The 17,526-nt window shown below is 62.5% G+C and carries 17 protein-coding genes; 8 read left to right on the plus strand and 9 right to left on the minus strand.

Translation table 11 applies throughout. The features are described 5' to 3' along the window. From ACQY7U_RS05535 to iaaH, 5 genes are all read left to right on the plus strand, one after another. Positions 1-438, plus strand: a 438-nt coding sequence (locus ACQY7U_RS05535; RefSeq protein ID WP_428642756.1) for a YeeE/YedE thiosulfate transporter family protein, incomplete at its 5' end; no start/stop codon positions are given. Next, positions 435-611 (plus strand): hypothetical protein, encoded by a 177-nt coding sequence (locus tag ACQY7U_RS05540; RefSeq protein WP_428642757.1) that lies wholly within the window; start codon positions 435-437, stop codon positions 609-611. The genes ACQY7U_RS05535 and ACQY7U_RS05540, both read left to right, overlap by 4 nt. Positions 612-722: 111 nt before the next feature. After that, positions 723-1,775, plus strand: a complete 1,053-nt coding sequence (locus tag ACQY7U_RS05545; RefSeq protein ID WP_428642758.1) for a MaoC family dehydratase — start codon at positions 723-725, stop codon at positions 1,773-1,775. Positions 1,776-1,857: 82 nt separating this feature from the next. After that, positions 1,858-2,631 carry a response regulator transcription factor gene (locus tag ACQY7U_RS05550; RefSeq protein WP_428642759.1) on the plus strand — a complete coding sequence of 258 codons (774 nt, stop codon included), beginning with the start codon at positions 1,858-1,860 and terminating at the stop codon, positions 2,629-2,631. A gap of 134 nt (positions 2,632-2,765) precedes the next feature. Next, on the plus strand, positions 2,766-4,247 hold the full coding sequence (gene iaaH / locus ACQY7U_RS05555) for an indoleacetamide hydrolase (RefSeq protein ID WP_428642760.1): 1,482 nt from the start codon (positions 2,766-2,768) through the stop codon (positions 4,245-4,247). Positions 4,248-4,407: 160 nt separating this feature from the next. Here iaaH and ACQY7U_RS05560 read toward each other — a convergent pair whose 3' ends face one another. From ACQY7U_RS05560 to ACQY7U_RS05570, 3 genes are all read right to left on the minus strand, one after another. Then, positions 4,408-5,655 carry a L,D-transpeptidase family protein gene (locus tag ACQY7U_RS05560; RefSeq protein WP_428642761.1) on the minus strand — a complete coding sequence of 416 codons (1,248 nt, stop codon included), beginning with the start codon at positions 5,653-5,655 and terminating at the stop codon, positions 4,408-4,410. A gap of 305 nt (positions 5,656-5,960) precedes the next feature. Beyond that, positions 5,961-6,917 (minus strand): acetyl-CoA carboxylase carboxyltransferase subunit alpha, encoded by a 957-nt coding sequence (locus ACQY7U_RS05565; protein ID WP_428642762.1) that lies wholly within the window; start codon positions 6,915-6,917, stop codon positions 5,961-5,963. A 241-nt stretch (positions 6,918-7,158) separates the two neighbouring features. After that, complete coding sequence (locus ACQY7U_RS05570; protein WP_428642763.1) at positions 7,159-7,989, minus strand: DUF3108 domain-containing protein; 831 nt, start codon at positions 7,987-7,989, stop codon at positions 7,159-7,161. A gap of 342 nt (positions 7,990-8,331) precedes the next feature. Here ACQY7U_RS05570 and rpmB point away from each other — a divergent pair, with 342 nt between their 5' ends. Together rpmB and ACQY7U_RS05580 are read left to right on the plus strand one after the other, a co-directional pair. After that, the gene (rpmB, locus tag ACQY7U_RS05575) at positions 8,332-8,628 is read left to right on the plus strand and encodes a 50S ribosomal protein L28 (protein WP_428642764.1); all 297 of its coding nucleotides are present in this window, start codon (positions 8,332-8,334) and stop codon (positions 8,626-8,628) included. A gap of 20 nt (positions 8,629-8,648) precedes the next feature. Next, entirely contained in the window at positions 8,649-9,335 is a 687-nt protein-coding gene (locus ACQY7U_RS05580) for a VUT family protein (RefSeq protein ID WP_428642765.1), read from the plus strand. A gap of 306 nt (positions 9,336-9,641) precedes the next feature. Here ACQY7U_RS05580 and ACQY7U_RS05585 read toward each other — a convergent pair whose 3' ends face one another. From ACQY7U_RS05585 to ACQY7U_RS05600, 4 genes are all read right to left on the minus strand, one after another. Then, positions 9,642-10,643, minus strand: coding sequence for an esterase-like activity of phytase family protein (locus ACQY7U_RS05585; protein ID WP_428642766.1), 1,002 nt, complete (start codon positions 10,641-10,643; stop codon positions 9,642-9,644). Between the two features lie 162 nt (positions 10,644-10,805). After that, on the minus strand, positions 10,806-12,713 hold the full coding sequence (cobT, locus tag ACQY7U_RS05590; RefSeq protein WP_428642767.1) for a cobaltochelatase subunit CobT: 1,908 nt from the start codon (positions 12,711-12,713) through the stop codon (positions 10,806-10,808). A gap of 7 nt (positions 12,714-12,720) precedes the next feature. After that, positions 12,721-13,707: a cobaltochelatase subunit CobS gene (gene cobS, locus ACQY7U_RS05595; protein WP_428642768.1), complete on the minus strand. Its 987-nt coding sequence runs from the start codon at positions 13,705-13,707 to the stop codon at positions 12,721-12,723. Between the two features lie 68 nt (positions 13,708-13,775). Further along, entirely contained in the window at positions 13,776-14,366 is a 591-nt protein-coding gene (locus ACQY7U_RS05600; RefSeq protein ID WP_428642769.1) for a DnaJ domain-containing protein, read from the minus strand. Between the two features lie 182 nt (positions 14,367-14,548). Between ACQY7U_RS05600 and ACQY7U_RS05605 the strand changes: the two genes are divergently transcribed. Next, complete coding sequence (locus tag ACQY7U_RS05605; RefSeq protein ID WP_428642770.1) at positions 14,549-14,848, plus strand: BolA family protein; 300 nt, start codon at positions 14,549-14,551, stop codon at positions 14,846-14,848. A 195-nt stretch (positions 14,849-15,043) separates the two neighbouring features. Here ACQY7U_RS05605 and ACQY7U_RS05610 read toward each other — a convergent pair whose 3' ends face one another. Together ACQY7U_RS05610 and aroB are read right to left on the minus strand one after the other, a co-directional pair. Then, positions 15,044-16,369, minus strand: a complete 1,326-nt coding sequence (locus ACQY7U_RS05610; protein ID WP_428642771.1) for an HlyC/CorC family transporter — start codon at positions 16,367-16,369, stop codon at positions 15,044-15,046. Beyond that, positions 16,366-17,514 carry a 3-dehydroquinate synthase gene (gene aroB / locus ACQY7U_RS05615; protein ID WP_428642772.1) on the minus strand — a complete coding sequence of 383 codons (1,149 nt, stop codon included), beginning with the start codon at positions 17,512-17,514 and terminating at the stop codon, positions 16,366-16,368. Before aroB ends, ACQY7U_RS05610 begins: the two co-directional genes overlap by 4 nt. Positions 17,515-17,526 lie beyond the last annotated feature (12 nt).

A 17,526-nucleotide genomic window follows, 5' to 3' on the forward strand; every position in this document is an offset into this window, starting at 1 on the left:
CAGCCCTGGGGTGTCGTCTACGGCCTTGGCCTCTGGGCAGCCAAGGCCGCCAGCGCGGCGGGCGCGGATCTCACCGGCTCCGCCTTCTGGACCGCCCCGGCCTCCATCGACCGCCTGAACCACAGCCTCCTGACCGACTACACCTCGCTGACCAACATCGGCATCATTCTCGGGGCCTTCCTGGTGGCGAACTGGCGCAGCGGCGGCCTTGCCCAGAAACTGCCCGCGCTGCCCTGGCAGGCCTGGACCGCGACGGTCGTGGCAGGATTTCTTCTCGGCTATTCCTCCAGGCTCGCCTTCGGCTGCAATGTCGGAGCCTTCTTTTCCGGCATTTCGACGGGCAGCCTGCACGGCTGGGTCTGGTTCGCGGCGGCCTTCGCCGGAGCGGTCTACGGTGTCAAGCTGCGCCCGTTGCTGAAGCTGGAGGCAAGACAATGACGCGCCTGGTCACGGCCACGATCGCGATTGCCGGACTTGCCGTCATGATCGCCCTGGATGCGGCCGCCACGCCGCCCAACCCCTACAAGGCGCCGAAGCTGCTGGCGCTCGGCTCGGGCGTGGCTCCCTCCGGCGGCTTCTGCGGTGCCCTGCCGGACCCGGCGGGCAAATAACCTGCGAAGCGGCGACGGCCGCGCCTGCCGCCCCTCTCCAAACGTCCAGCTTGCAAGTGTGCACTGCAATAGGCTTAACTCGCCGCAAAGGACAGCAACCGGGAGGCAGAGTTGAGCAAAACCAGTCGCGGCAATTTTTTCGAGGACTTCGAAGTCGGCCAGATCATCCGGCATGCCACACCGCGCACCGTGACCAGCGGCGACCAGGCGCTATACACCGCGCTCTACGGCTCGCGCTTCGCGGTCCAGTCCTCCGACGCCTTCGCGAAGTCGCTCGGTTATGCCCATGCCCCCGTCGACGATCTGCTCACCTTTCATGTGGTCTTCGGCAAGACCGTTCCGGACATCTCCCTCAATGCCGTTGCCAATCTCGGTTATGCCGGCGGGCGGTTCCTGGCCCCGGTCTTTCCCGGCGATACGCTGTCGACCGTGTCGGAAGTCATCGGCAAGAAGGAAAATTCCAACGGCAAGACCGGCGTCGTTTACGTGCGCTCCACGGGCTATACCGACAATGGCACGGAAGTGCTCGACTATGTCCGCTGGGTGATGGTCAACAAGCGCGATGCGGGCAGCCCCGCCCCGGACCCTGTGGTGCCGGATCTGCCGGCCGCGCTCGACCCGCAATCGCTCGGCGGCGCCGTTCCCCTGCTCGACAGCGCCAACTGGGACAATGAACTGTCCGGATCGGAATTCCGCTTCGCGGATTACGAGGTCGGCGAGAAGATCGACCACGTCGACGGCATGACCGTCGAGGAAGCCGAGCACCAGATGGCGACCCGGCTCTACCAGAACACCGCCAAGGTGCATTTCAACCAGCACACGGAAGCCCACAGCCGCTTCGGCGGCAGGCTGATCTATGGCGGTCACGTGATTTCCCTTGCCCGGGCGCTGTCCTTCAACGGCCTTGCAAACGCCTTCCACATTGCCGGCATCAACGGCGGCCGCCACGTCGCCCCGCTCGGTGCGGGCGACACGGTCTATGCCTGGTCGGAAGTGCTGGAGAAGGCCGAGATCGAGGGCCGCACGGACGTCGCCGCCCTGCGCCTGCGCCTCGTCGCCACCAAGAACCTGCCCTGCAGCGATTTCCCGCTGAAGGACGCGGACGGCAAATACGTGGACGGCGTCATTCTCGACTTCGACTACTGGGCGCTGATGCCGAGGTAAGAAGGGGCCACCGGCACGCCGCAGGCTTTGGGATGACCGGAGAGCGCAATCCGGCTACCATGACCTTTTCGGGAGGTTGGGGATGCTGACGACGTTATCGGCAAGGGAAACGAACCTGCTGTTCGGCATCATGCAGGATCTTGCGGGCCTCGAGCATCCCCGGGACCTGCGGCTGCAGCTGGGCGAGCGGCTACTGGATCTGCTTGATGCTGATTACTTCGCCTCCTTCGTCTGGACGAAGGCCGAGGGCGATACCGACTGTGTGGCTCTCAACATGGACGAGCGAAACCTTTCCGCCTATCTGAGCCACTTCCAGCACTGCGACCCGATCACACCGAAGTTTCGCATGTGCAGCCGCGCAACGCATGTCGAACAGATCATGCCTCGGGAGGATTTTGAGCGCACAGAGTTCTACAACGATTTCCTGGCGCGCGACGGTCTCTGCCACGGCATGAATTTTCATGCCTATTCCGAGAACAGCCACCTCGGCGATCTTCGCATCTGGCGCGGCAGCACCCGGGAAACCTTTCAGCGCCGGGATCTGGAGCTCCTGGACGCGATCGGCACGGCCTTCGCCAATGCCCTGGCGAGACGCCGCACGGTTGAAGACAGGCTTCGGGAGACCGATCCTCGCCAGCGCCTCTCGGCCTGGGCGGAACGGCACGGCTTGACGGCGCGGGAACTGGACGTTCTCCGGCTCGTGAGCAACGGGGCACGCGACCTGGAGATTGCCGAAACGCTCGGCGTTGCCGTCACCACGGTCCGCTCGCACATCAAGTCGGTGTTCCAGAAATCCGGCACGTCGAACCGTGCCGCCCTGGCCGCCAGCATCAACGGCACGGCTCTGACGCAATAGCGCACGAGGGTCCGGCCTCCCAAAATTTTGCTGTCAGCCCTCCTAAACGCGTTCAGCTCCTCATTTTCGAGGATGCGCACGCCGTGGCATGAGCGTTTTCTGTTTCCCTACCAAAGAAAAGAAGGGGAACTGACATGAGAAGATATCTTGCGGCAGGTCTGGCTGCCGTTACCGCGATCTGTTCCGAGGCGGCAATGGCAGATGACGACATCACCACCCTGACAGTGCTCGAGGCCGCCAGGGCCATTGCAGAGAAGAAACTGACGTCGACGGAACTCGTAGAGGCCCTTGTTGCCAAAACCGGCGAGGACCGGGGCAATGTCTACATTACCTTCGACAGCGAAGGCGCCCTGGCTGCCGCCGCAGAGGCAGACGCAAAGGTCAAGACCGGCGCCCCCCTTGGCCCGCTGCATGGGATCCCCATCGTCGTGAAAGACAATATTGCCGCTGCCGGACTTCCCGCTACCGGTGGAACCCCGGCACTTAAAGACTGGATCCCGGCTGACGATGCACCTGTTCTTGCCAAACTCCGTGACGCCGGCGCAATCGTGCTCGGCAAGACCAATCTCCACGAGCTTGCCTTCGGGATCACCTCCAACAACGCGGCCTTCGGCGCCGTGGCAAACGCCTACGATCCGGCCCGGTTCGCGGGCGGGTCCAGCGGCGGAACAGGCGCGGCGGTCGGCGCACGTCTGGCGCCGGCAGGTCTTGGCACCGACACCGGTGGTTCCGTGCGCATTCCTTCCGCCCTCAATGGCGTTACGGGCCTTCGGCCGACCACCGGGCGTTATCCGGCGGAAGGCATCATCCCGATTTCCTTAACCCGTGACACGCCGGGACCGATCGCACGCTCGGTCGCGGATCTGGCGCTTCTCGATACGGTCATCACCGGCGCCCCGGACGACCTGCAAGCGGTGGCCCTGACCGGCGTCAGGCTTGGCGTTCCGGCCAAACTGGCCGGGAATGTCTCTCCGGAAACAGACCGTCTTTTCACCGCCGCCCTGGATACCCTTGAGAAAGCCGGCGCGACACTGGTTCCGGTCGACATCGGAAACGAAGTCGACCTCAGCAACAAGGCCGGATTCCCGATCGCTCTTTGGGAAGTCAAACGAGACCTTGCGGCCTTTCTGGACAAACATGAAACCGGAGTGTCTCTTGAGGACATAGCCGCCAAGGCGGCAAGCCCGGATGTCAAATTCGTCTTCGACAACCTGGTCCTGGGCGATCAGGCCATACCGGATGAGGTTTACACGGCATCGATGACGACCCTCCGGCCCCTGGTGCAATCGGGATATGCCGATGTCTTTGCCGCCAACAAGCTGGATGCACTGGCCTTTCCGACGACACCTCTGCCCGCTCAGGCAATAGCAACCTCGGACCGGACAGTCTCCCTGAACGGTGAAGAGGTGCCGACGTTCAACACCTTCATCCGCAACACCGATCCCGCATCGATTGCGGGTATTCCGGGACTGACCCTGCCAATCGGACTGACTTCGGACGGGCTGCCCGTCGGGCTGGAACTCGACGGCCCGGCTCATTCCGACCGGCATCTCCTGTCTGTCGGACTGGCCATCGAAGCAGCCCTGCCGGTCATGCCTGCGCCTTCTGCAAACTGACTGAAGAAACCCGGTCCGGACGCGTCATCCGGACCGGACATTTCGGGAAAAGATGTTGTTCACTGGTGGAAACGGATAGTGCAAGCCTTCGAAACGGCAATGATCCGGGACGGGATCTCGCAACACCGGTCAGCCCTGTCCCGGGCGCATTGCGGGCGGCTCAGGGTTTTGCTTCCGGCACCACTTCGGTTTCAATCGGGCCGGCACCTGCTTCTTCACCCGTCACCTTGGGACCGAAGGGCACCCAGCGTTTGAAGAAACCGCCGACGGAGCTGCCGCGTGGCTTGTCCTGAGGGGCATAGGCGGTCTCCACGCCTGCTTCCGCAACCGCCTGATCGGGAGCGGCTTCCGGTTTTGCCACCGTGGCGGCGACAGCCTGCCCCGAAGTTGCAAGGGCTGCTTCGGCCACCCCGGTCTCATCAGCTCCCCCGCCAAGCGCTTCCGCCAGGCGGTTCGAGCGTTCTTCCCACCGCTTCTGGCGTTCCTCGCGAGCATCGAAACGCGCCGCAAGCTTCTGGAACTTTGCGTTGTCGATCCGTTCCTTGGCGGCGACGGCGGAGGCGATGCGCGGGCTCACCTGATAGTCAGGACATTTTGCGCTGGCGCGGAACGGAATCCCTTCCACCAGGGTGGTTGCATCAAAAACGTATTTCTTCTCGCAAACCGAAATCTTCGGCGGCGTTTTCGTCACCTCGAAGTGATCGTAGCCGGTCTTCAGCATCTTCCAGAAATCGAAATGCTCGCTATCGCGATGACGCGCCATGTTTTCCGGCGTCATGCGGAACGGGAAGGCCTGAACCTGGAAAGACCGCTGACCGCCCTTGAAGCTGTCGCGGGCGAGCGCGTAAATGTCCTGAACCTGCTCGTCCGTCATCGCGTAGCAACCGCGCGAGGAGCAGGCGCCGTGCACCATCAGATGAGTCCCGGTCCGGCCGTGGGATTGGTCGTAGGCGTTCGGATAGCCGAGGTTGAAGGCCAGATGGTAGCTTGAATTCGGGTTCATCAGGCCCGGGGTGATTTCATAAAACCCCTCGGGCGCCTGGCGGTCGCCTTCCTTGAACTTCGGGCCGAGCTTGCCGGACCATTTGCAGATCTCGAATTCTTCCAGAAGCTGATATTTTCCGGTGCGCGCCTGCTTCCAGACCTCAAGCGAGGATTCTTCCTTGAAGATCCGGATCATGATCGGTGAGGTCGTGCTCATGTTGAGGTCGGTCATCTTGCGCTTGACCGAAGCGCTGACCGGCTGCTGTGCCTTGTTCGACCCGACGCCGAACTCATCCCCCTGGCAACCTGCCAGAAGGCCCGCAGCCACAATCACGGCTCCCAGCTTTGCGGCCCGGACGCCACGAAGACGGTCAATCCCCTGCCGGAAACCGGCTTGCATGTGCAGAAGGCGCTGAACGACCATGGTACAATCCCAAACAGACAAGGAAAACGGCATACGCTTCAGGCCAATGGCCAAAACCGGTCTGCTCGCTACTCCAGCCCCCGCCCAAAGGCTAGGGAAGGATGGTTGACGATAAGTTACTGAAACCTGTCGAAACCCGCGATAAAATTTCCGCCGATAGGAACAACAAATTTTGAAGCGGCCCCATCCCATGCTTTCTGAATGAGGGTAGAATCTGTCCACAGCATGGCAAAAGGGGCCACGCATTGCGCAGCCCCTTGGAAATCCGGCATTTTTACCGTGAATACGCCCGTAGCGGACGTTTTCTAGGAAAGCGTCCGGCCGATGGCGATGAACTTGTCGCGCCGTTGCTTCCGCAGCTCTTCCGGCGTAAGTCCCGCCAGATCCTTCAGGACACCTTCGATAGCCTTGCCCGCGTTGTCGATCACGATTTCGCGCGCACGGTGCGCCCCGCCGACTGGTTCCTCGACGATACCGTCGATCACGCCGAGCTGTTTGAGGTCCTGCGCAGTGATCTTCATGGCCGTCGCCGCTTCCTGCGCCTTGGCGCTGTCGCGCCACAGGATGGAGGCCGCCCCTTCCGGGGAGATGACCGAATAGATCGCATGTTCCATCATCAGCACCTTGTTGGCGGTGGCGATTGCGATGGCACCGCCCGAGCCGCCTTCGCCGATGATGATGGAAACCGACGGCGTGCCGAGGCCGAGACCCGTATCCGTTGACCGTGCAATCGCTTCCGACTGACCGCGTTCTTCCGCGCCCCGCCCCGGATAGGCACCGGAGGTATCGACAAAGCTGATCAGCGGCAGGCCGAAGCGTTCGGCCATTTCCATGATACGAACCGCCTTGCGGTAGCCTTCCGGGCGCACCATGCCGAAGTTGTGCTTCAGCCGCGTTTCCGTGTTGTGGCCCTTTTCCTGGGCAAGCACGGCAACGGACTGGCCGCGGAAGCGGCCGATGCCGGCAATCATCGCGTGGTCTTCGGAGAATTTGCGGTCACCGGCCAGCGGCGTGAAATCCTCAACGAGACCGGCGATATAGTCGACCGCATGCGGCCGGTCCGGGTGGCGCGCGACCAGGGTCTTCTGCCACGGCGTCAGCTTGGCATAGAGCTCTTGCAGCGTTTGCGAGGACTTCGTTTTCAGCCTGTCGATTTCGTCTTCGACATTGACGGCTTCTCCATCCGCGGCCAGCGCCCGCAATTCCTGGATCTTGCCTTCGATGTCTGCAACGGGCTTCTCGAATTCCAAATAGCTGTGCATGTACTCGGTAACCTGAAACAAGCCGGCACCGCCGTTTGACCGGCGGGTGTTCCGGATGTGAGTTGCGTGGGCACAAGGGTGCCCGGACGACATAACGTGGAGGGCTGTATCAAGAGACGCAAGGGCGCGCAAGCCTCGGCTTCAGCTTCGCCCTTTATTGAGGCACCCTTTTCAAGGGCAACGGCGACGCCCGCCGAGCCTGCTCAGACCCGGATTACAGGCCCTGAAAGCGGAAGGGGAATCAGCGCGAGGCCTGGTCGGCACCGGCTCCGTCGATGCGCAGTTTTGAGGCCTCGACGACAAGACGGCCGTTCTTGGTGTCGATCGAAATCCGATAGGGAACCAGCACGTTTTCCCGGCCCATCGGTGCAACCCACACTTCCATGTCTGCGCGCGCCATGAATTTGACCGACTCCTTGGACGGTCTGTGACCTGCAACCGGAACCCAACGCGCCTTGCAGACGACCACCGGCCCTTCGTAGCCCCGCCCGGAAACTTCCTTGGTTTCCTGGTAGCTCAGCTTGATGTCGAACCGCGTCCAGCCGTCGAAGACCGGCAGCTTGCGGTTACAAGCCTTCGGTCCGAGACTGTCCTGCACCCTTCCGACCGGCATCAGCGCGGCACTCAGCGGGTCGATGGCATTGCTCGTGTGCCGTTTGGTTACCTTGATGCGTTCCGGATTGGGCTTGAATTTCGGCGCAACCTCCATGGACCTGATCGCACCCGATCCCTGGAGCAGGTTGACGTAAAAATCGAGATTGGCCGCATGGGAGGCCATACGGTACTTGGAAGGAACGACCCTTGAACCGACAAGCCAGCCGGAGGCTTCCGCGCCGCCCTTGCCGGTAGTGAAGAGCGTTCCGATACCGGCGGGCTCCAGACTGACCTTGGCCGAATAGGCATTGCCCTGCATGACGAGCGAAAGGGTACCGCGGCCCACCTTGAAACCCGCGATCGAAATGGAATAAAGGCCACCGACGCTGTTCTTCTTCGCTTCCGCCGGCGAAACCAGCAGAGCACCCGCAAGCAATGGCAAGGCGACCAGACGCCCGAAATTCTTCAAACCAAACACTTCAAAACCTCCACACCGCCCGCCAGGCAGTGATATGCGCCCCCGCGCCGAGAGTGTTCCGCCGCGGCAACATTATCATGAAAGTCGGCCGCCGGACGAATTCAATATTTCTGAATTATGGTAACCCAGTGGTTAACACGGGCCCCATGGACAGTTAAAATCACAGAATCTTGTCAAACGGCTCGAGATGTCTTGACGTTGGCGTCCGCTGCCATTATAGCGGGGCAACTTTTTCCGAGAAATGCCGGAGACGATGTCGCCGGACCTAAGGTCCGCGCCGGTTCCGGTTGGACTTGCTGGGTTCCATGTAACGGCCCAGCCACGAAAACAAAAGGTGATATCATGGCACGCCGTTGCGAACTCTCCGGCAAAGATGTGATGACGGGCAACAACGTCTCTCACGCGAACAACAAATCCCGCCGCCGGTTCCTACCGAACCTGTGCAACGTGTCTCTGATCAGCGACACGCTCGGTGAAACCTTCAAGCTGAAGGTCAGCGCGCACGCCCTGCGTTCCGTCGAGCACCGCGGCGGTCTGGACGCCTACCTCCTGAAGGCTTCCGACGACCAGCTTTCCGATGCCGCCCGCAAGATCAAGGTCAGCATCAAGCGCAAGCAGGCCGAGGCCGCTGCTGCTTAACCCTTAAAGGGCAGCGCACCATGACAGATTCCCGGAGTTTCTCCGTGGGCCATTTCGCCATCGCGATCCTCGCGATGGCGATTGTCGTTGTGGCCTCCAATTTCCTGGTCCAGTTCCCGGTCGAGCATGTTATCGGCGGCGTCAACCTTGCCGACACGCTGACCTGGGGCGCCTTTACCTATCCGGTCGCCTTCCTGGTCACGGACCTGACGAACCGCCGCTTCGGCCCCGCAGCCGCCCGCAGGGTGGTCATCTCCGGGTTTGTCATTGCCATTGTCGCGCCCCTGATCTTCTGGGCCTTCAATGAGACTTTCACCACGCCGCGCATCCTGATCGCCTCCGGAACCGCCTTCCTGGCCGCTCAGCTGCTGGACGTGACCATTTTTGATCGCCTGCGCCGCCTGACCTGGTGGAAGGCACCTATGACCTCTTCCCTGATCGGCTCGGTGATCGACACGATCCTGTTCTTCGGCATCGCCTTTTCCGCCAGCTTCGCCTTTATCGACGCAGGCCTTGGCATGGAAGACGGCTCGCTGGCCTTTCCGGTGCCCTTTCTCGGCATCGAGGGCGCCCCGGAAGTGCTGCTCTGGAACTCCCTCGCCGTCGGTGACTTCTGCGTGAAGATACTGGTCGCAGTGTTCCTGCTGGCGCCTTATCGCATCGTGCTCGGATTGTTCCGGATGGCTCCGAACAGGACGGCCGCATAAACTCTCAGACGGCATTTGCAGATATTTTAAAGGCGCTGCTGCGGCGCCTTTTTCGTTGCTGGCTTTTGGTTAGGTTACGGGCTCACCCAACGGCTGCACCGATACCCCCAATCCCTAACCCTTCCCCACAAGGGAAAGGGAACTACTCGTGCAATCCGGCAACTCAGCGAAAACAGACAGACCCGGAACAGGGCATTGCTTCTCCGTCAGCAGGGCCAGTCTCCCCTCCCCCTTGTGGGGCGGGGCTTGGGGGTGCGGGTGCACTGCATCGGCAACACCGAAAAGCCCAGAGGAAAGAAAAGTCGCCTAGTCTTCCAACCGAAACCGCAGAAACACCGTCCGCTGCAGCAGCGAGCGGTTGTTGTCCGACAGCAGCGTCAGAATGGTTTCCCCTTGCGCATTCTTGTGAACGGCAAGGGCTTCCATGTTGTCGATCTGATATCCGAAGTCGGCCTCCAGCAGCAATTCGCCCTCCACAACCGCGCCCGGTTTTATGTTCCCTGCCTTGAAACGGCGCAGCCGCAACCCGATCAGGTCGCGCAGGTTGAACCGGCGCTCCATCAGCAGAAGATCGCCGCCGGGCAGGAAAGCCGCGTCCGTGGCGTCGAACCGGTCGTGGCGGGCGATGCCGAAGGTCTCCGTGCGGTCCGGTCCGATGATAAAGCCGGCAAGATCGTGCAGACCGCTCGGCGCGGTTTCCGCAACCGCGATCACTCGCCCGGCAAGCGGCCCATCCTCGGGCGCGGCGGCAAGAGCCTCCAGCCCGGTGTTTCGCGGCAGAGACCGGATCGCGTCCGGAAGCTCGAGCTCTTCCAGCATCCTTTCCTTGCCGGTCGCGATCGGCCAGGGATAGCGGTAGACGGCATTTTTCGTCTCGGCGGTCACATAAAGGCCGGATCCGGACAGGGCCAATGCCTCGGTATCATGTCCCCAGCGCGCCTTCAGCGTCTTGCCGTCAGCTCCCCGCAGCGGCGCGAAGCGAACATCGGAAAGGCCTTGAGGCACCCCTGCCTCAGTCTGCTCCACCCGGCCGGAGACCCAGTGGCCGTTGTCCGTCACCGCCAGAAACCCGTTGCCGCCGTCCAGGCTGATCAGGCCGGAGAGGCCGCCGATCTGGCGGTCGGATGCCAGAATTTCAAAGCCTCCAAGATAGGTGAGCCGGCCGAAGCGGATCTCTTCGTGGCCGATCCTGAACTGGTCGATGGGCTTGATCCTGACGGCGACGGATGCCCCCTCGCTCAGAAGCGCCTGCGCAGATGCAGGCGGCAAGCTTGCCGTGAACAAGGCGGCGAGGCCCACAACGGCCACGCGACATCCCGTTCGAAGCAGACTTGAAATCATGGCCGGGAACTTTCCCACCGAAGCCGCACCGGAGGAGACGCAACCGGACCGCGGCGAGGATCGCATGAGAGACACGCCCGGTTAGCTATCGCCTCCGGGCGTGCGGCTATTTCCTGAACGGACTTCGCGCTAGCGGCGTCCTGCGCGGCGCCGGCCGCGAGACTGGAACGCCTGCATGGCTTCATCGTCGAAGAGGTCTGCCAGCTGGTCGGTCATGGCGCCAGCCAGCTCTTCCGCATCGACGATGGTCACCGCGCGGCGATAGTAACGGGTCACATCGTGGCCGATACCGATGGCGATCAGCTCGACCGGCGAGCGGGTCTCGATTTCCTCGATCACATAACGCAAGTGCCGTTCCAGATAGTTGCCCGGGTTGACCGACAGTGTCGTGTCGTCCACCGGAGCCCCGTCAGAGATCATCATCAGGATGCGTCGCTGTTCCGGACGGGCCAGAAGCCGTTCATGTGCCCAGATCAGCGCTTCGCCGTCGATGTTTTCCTTCAGAAGCCCCTCGCGCATCATCAGGCCGAGGTTGCGTCGGGCTCGCCGCCAGGGCGCGTCCGCGGACTTGTAGATGATGTGGCGCAGGTCGTTCAGCCGGCCCGGTGTCGGCGGCTTGCCGGCGCCGATCCAGGCTTCGCGGGACTGTCCGCCCTTCCAGGCCTTGGTGGTGAAACCGAGGATTTCCACCTTCACACCGCAACGTTCCAGCGTACGGGCCAGAATATCGGCGCAGGTGGCGGCAACGGTGATCGGACGGCCGCGCATGGAGCCGGAGTTGTCCAGTAGCAGCGTGACCACCGTGTCGCGGAAATTCGTGTCGCGCTCCTGTTTGAATGCAAGCGGGGCCATCGGATCTGTCACCGCGCGGGTAAGACGCGCCGTATCCAGAATACCCTCTTCCAGGTCGAAGTCCCAGGCCCGGTTCTGCTGGGCCATCAACTTGCGCTGGAGCCGGTTGGCGAGGCGCGCGACCGCCCCCTGCAAATGAGTGAGCTGCTTGTCGAGGAAACCGCGCAGCCGGTCGAGCTCGGCCATGTCGCAGAGCTCTTCCGCCGTCACTGTCTCGTCGAACTGGTGGGTGAAGACACGGTAGTCGCTCTCCGGCCGGTTGGAGAAGGGCGTATTCTGCCTGTCGCTCTCGCCCGGCTCTTCCGTGTCCTCCGCCATATCCTGATCGGCGAAGTCTTCCATGTCGGCTTCGGCGGCTTCCGTTTCACCGCTGTCCTGCTCCTCGCCGGAGAGTTCCATCTCCTGGGGGGCAGCTTCCTGTTCGCCGCTGTCCTCTTCCGAGTCGTCGCCGGTCTCCGCCTCGTCGTTGTTGCCCTCATCCTCGTTCTGGTCGGGATCCATGTCCTCGTCCAGATCGCCGAGTTCGTCCCCCATGTCGAGCGACTTCAGGACATCGCGCAAGCGTTCGGCGAAGTGCCCCTGGTCTTCCACTTCCGCCTCGAGCTGGTCGAGGTCGGCACCCGCCTTGTCCTCGATCCAACCGCGCCACATGTCGACCAGCTTTTCCGCGCTTTGCGGCGGCTTTGCCCCCGTCAGGCGCTCGCGCACGATCAGGGAGAGAGCATCCTGCAGCGGGGCTTCCTCGCGGCTGGAGATGTCGGGCGCTCCCGATTTTCGGAAGCGGTCGTCCAGCATTTCCGCCAGGTTTTCCTTGACGCCCTGCATGCGCCGGGCGCCGACCGCCTCGCAGCGGGCCTGTTCGACCGCCTCGAAGATGGCCCGCGCCTCCGCGCCCTGCGGCATGTTCCTGGCGTGCAGGGCCTTGTCGTGACAGGCAATCCGGAGCGCAATGGAATCCGACAAGCCGCGCGTGACGGCAATGTCCCGCCCGTTCAGCTTGCGCGGTGGCTCCGGCAAGCGCGCGGACGAGCCGGAAAGGCCCGGCCGGTCACCGGAGAAGATGACTTCCAGTTCGGGCTCGCCGGCAATCGCCCGCATGGTTCCGCTCACCGACTGCTTGAACGGTTCGGTGCTGGGAAGGGGCTTGTTGCCCGGTAACGAATTACTGCCTGGCCGCGGCGCCATGGTACCCTCAGCTCATCACGACGTTGACAGAGGATTCCGGCAGGTCTTCGCCAAAGCAGCGCTGATAGAACTCGGCCACCAGCGACTGTTCCATGTCGTCGCACTTGTTGAGGAAGGTGAGGCGGAACGAGAAACCGACGTCGCCGAAAATCTCGGAGTTTTCCGCCCAGGTGATCACGGTCCGCGGGCTCATCACGGTCGACAGGTCGCCGTTGATGAAAGCGTTGCGGGTCATGTCCGCCAGACGCACCATCTTGGAGACAGTGTTGCGGCCTTCATCGGTCTGGAAGTGCTTTGCCTTTGCCAGAACGATGTCGACTTCGTTGTCGTGCGGCAGATAGTTCAGCGTGGTGACGATCGACCAGCGGTCCATCTGCGCCTGGTTGATCTGCTGCGTGCCGTGATAGAGGCCGGAGGTGTCGCCGAGGCCGACCGTATTGGCGGTGGCGAACAGTCGGAAAGCCGCATGCGGACGGATCACCCGGCTCTGGTCGAGCAAGGTCAGGCGGCCGGAGGATTCCAGGATACGCTGGATCACGAACATCACATCCGGACGGCCGGCGTCATATTCGTCGAACACGAGCGCGACGTTGTGCTGATAGGCCCAAGGCAGGATGCCATCGCGGAATTCCGTGACCTGCTGCCCGTCCTTGATCACGATGGCGTCCTTGCCGACGAGGTCGATACGGGAGATGTGGCTGTCGAGGTTCACGCGGATACACGGCCAGTTGAGGCGCGCGGCGACCTGCTCGATATGGGTGGATTTGCCGGTACCGTGATAACCGGTCACCATCACGCGCCTGTTGTGGGCAAAGCCTGCCAGGATCGCGAGCGTGGTCGCCCGGTCGAACAGATAATCCTCGTCGCGCTCTGGCACATGCTCGGACGGAGCGGAAAATGCCGGCACCTTGAGGTCGGACTTGAAACCGAAAACCTCTTCTACAGAAATTTCAGTGTCCGGCATGGCCATTGCCGCAGTCGTCGTCTCAGTCATCAGTCCTCCGCAATCCCGGACATTCCGGGTGGGGTCAGTTGGGGGAAGCCGGCAGGGCCCTGCTGGCTCTAAAGGAAACCGGCTTTTTTCAGGACATTGTAGGCCTGAATGATCTCCCGCAGGCGGTCTTCGGAAGACCTGTCACCGCCATTGGCGTCCGGATGGTTCAGTTTCACAAGCTCCTTATACCGCGCTTTGATTTCAGCGCCACGGGCCGTGTAGGGGAGATTGAGCACATCCAGGGAGCGTTTTTCAAGAGTAAGTAGCTTTCTTTGCCGCGGACGGTGCACTTGTTCGGCCCGCCGCCGCGCGTTCGCACGCATGCCGGCGCGCGGATCGAACCCGTCCGGACCGTCGGCGGCCTGCCGGTTCACGCCCATTTTCCAGGTCGGCCTGTGTCCGGTCAGACTGTCCTTCTGGTAGCTGCGGACATCGTCGTCGTCCATGCCGGTAAAGTAATTGTAGGTCTTGTTGTACTCGCGGACATGATCGACGCAGAAATTGAAGTACTGCCCTTCCCGGTTGCGCCCCTTCGGCGCCCGGTGCATGCCGGGCCGTTCGCAGCCCGGATGGTCGCACGACGGGTGGCGGTCTTTTTCCACGCGGTCCTTGTCCGGCTTCACCCGAATGCTGTCGAAAAGTTTTGAGTCCAGTTTCATGCGGCAAAATATCGGTGTCTGACGGGCTGCGGACAAGCCGCGGGCCGTTGCATTTGTCCGGTTTCCAAAGTTTATATTGATCCTGACCCCGGAACCGGAAATCGATCAGCCCGACACTTTATCAGCCTGCGCCCCACCGGCAAAGGCTTGACCTTCGAAAACAGTGCATCCACGTTGAGACCATGACCGTAAGACAGACCATCGCCGACAAGCTTACCGCAGCCTTTTCCCCGTCCTTCCTGAACGTCATCGACGAATCCGAAAAACATCGGGGCCATGGCGGCTGGCGCGAAGGCGGCGAAACCCATTTCCGCGTCCAGATCGCCGCGGCCGCCTTCGAAGGCATGAACCGCGTGGCGCGCCATCGGGCGATCAACGAGCTACTGGTGGACGAACTTGCCGGCGGCGTTCATGCTCTGGCGCTGGAAATCCGCGCCGACAGCGAACCCGATCCGCGCGCCGCACGCGTGGCGGACGTCTAAGAATCGCGGAACTGATTTCTCTCCGGCTCCAGATCTATCATACGGCCTCATCCTGAGGAGGGCCGCCAGGCCCGTCTCGAAGGATGGGCAGCAAACTCACGATCAAGCGGCCTGTCCTTCGAGACAGCGCTAAAGCGCTTCCTCAGAAAGAAGTTCTCAGGGGTGAAGCCTGCTTGAAGGCTGCGGCGCCATCACTCAGGAAGGTGTCACCGCCGCTCCGCGTTGCGCCTCGCCACCGGTGGCCGGACGCCCCAGTCCAAGCGGCATGATCCGAAGCCGCGTGATGCGGTTTTTCTCGCGCCGCAGAACCGTGAAGCGGAAACCGTGGAAGGTGAAGATCTGGCGTTCTTCCGGGATCATCCGGGCCTCGTGGATGACAAGACCGGCGATCGTGGTTGCCTCGTCGTCCGGCAGGCTCCAGTCGGCGGCGCGGTTGAGGTCGCGGATCGGTACGGATCCGTCGACGATCACCGAGCCGTCCGCCTGCGGGCGCAGGCCTTCCAGTTCCACGTCATGTTCGTCCGCGATCTCGCCGACGATCTCTTCCAGAATGTCTTCCAGCGTGACCAGGCCCATCACCTCGCCATATTCATCGACGACGAGGGCAAAGTGGGACTTGTGGCGCAGAAACGCGTTCAGCTGGTCCTGAAGACTGGTCGTGTCCGGCACGAACCAGGCGGGAGCCGCAATCTCCAGAACATCGACCTTCTCCGCATCGCCGCCGGCCGCATGAAGCGCACGCAACAGATCCTTGGCATGAAGGACGCCGACGAAATTGTCGCTTTCCCCGCGCCAGAGCGGCAGGCGCGTATAAGGAGAGGCCAGGGCCGCCTCGACCAGCTTGACCGGATCTTCATCCGCGTTGAGCGCCACCATATTGGTCCGGCGCACCACTATGTCGGAGACTTCAAGCTCCGCCAGATCGAGCAGGCCGCCAAGCCGGTCGCGCTCGCCCTTTTCCAGGCCGCCCTCGATGTGCTGCAGGTCGACGGCACCGCGCAATTCCTCGTGCGCCGACAGGATGAAGGTGTCGTCGCCGATCGCGACGCCGAGCATCCTCAGAATATGACGGACGATCCATTCGACGCCGACGACGATCGGTGCGAACACGGCCACCACGACCCGCACCACCGGCGCGACGGTCAGCGCGAAGCGTTCCGGGTTGGTGATCGCCCAGGTTTTTGGCAGAACTTCCGCGAAGATCAGCACCAGCGCGGTCATGACAAGGGTGGCCAGGGCCACTCCCGCCTCGCCGAACAGGGACAGGAAGACGCTGGTGGCCAGGGCCGACGCCAGAATGTTGACGAGGTTGTTGCCGAGCAACAGCGCGCCGATCAGCCGTTCACGCGAGGTGATCAGACGGCTCGCGACGCCGGCACGCCAGTCACCGGTCTTTTCCAGCTGGTGCAGCCGGGCCCGGGAAGCGGCGGTGAGCGCCGTTTCCGATCCGGAGAAAAAGCCGGACAGGAACAGGAGCACGAAAATGGCGGCGATTGCCAGCCAGAGAGCTGTTTCCATCATGCCTTCAGCTTCTCCTTCAGAAAGTCCGAAACGACTGCAGGGTCAACGCCCTTTTCGACAAAGGCCTCACCGATGCCCCGAGTCAGGATGAAGGTCAGCGCCCCGCGGCTCACCTTCTTGTCCTGCGCGATGATGTCCATGAAGGTTTCCACCTGCGGCAGTTGCCCCGGGATCTCCTGCACCGTCACCGGCAGGCCGACCTCGCTGAGGTGCCTGTGAACGCGCGCGACGGTTTCCGCGCCGATCAGGCCGAGCCGTTCGGAAAATTCATGGGCCAGCATCATGCCGATGGAAACGCCTTCCCCATGCACCAGCCGTTCTGTTTCATAGGAGACGGCGGATTCCAGAGCATGGCCGAACGTGTGGCCGAGATTGAGCAACGCCCGGCGGCCGGATTCCAATTCGTCTGCGGCGACCACTTCCGCCTTGGCCCGGCAGGAGCGGGCCACCGCCTCGTCCCTTTCGGAACCGCCGGCAAAAACCGCCTGCCAGTTGTCTTCCAGCCAGGTGAAGAAATCGGCATCGCCCAGAAGCCCGTATTTGGCAACCTCCGCATAACCGGCCCGGAAATCCCGAACCGGCAGCGTGTCGAGCACGGCGGTATCTGCCAGGACAAGCGCCGGCTGGTGGAACGCGCCGATCAGGTTCTTGCCGTGCCGGGAGTTGATGCCGGTCTTGCCACCGACGGAACTGTCCACCTGGGCCAGAAGAGTGGTCGGCACCTGGATGAAGGCCATGCCGCGACGGACAGCGGAAGCGACGAAACCGGTCAGGTCTCCGACCACCCCTCCGCCGAGCGCGACAATCGCATCGCCGCGTTCCAGGCGCGCGGCCAGAACTTCATCGCACAGCCGTTCGAACTGGGAAAAGCACTTTGTGCTTTCGCCGGCCGGGACCGTAATCGCGGTGTGATCGAGACCGGCAGCCTTCAGGCTCTCCGCAAATGCATCGAGATGCAGTCCGGCAACGGTCTCGTCGGCAATCACCGCGAGCCGCGCGCCCGGCAGGACCGCTGCGATTTCCGCGCCAGCCGTTTCCAGAAGCCCGCGCCCGATCCTGATGTCGTAGCTGCGTGCGCCCAGATCCACCCGGACAGTCTGCTCGTCCCGCCCCAAAAGGGCTCTCGCCATTACCGTGTCTGACATGCTGCTACGTTT

This window comes from Roseibium sp., assembly GCF_050301095.1.
In the GTDB taxonomy this organism is placed as follows: domain Bacteria; phylum Pseudomonadota; class Alphaproteobacteria; order Rhizobiales; family Stappiaceae; genus Roseibium.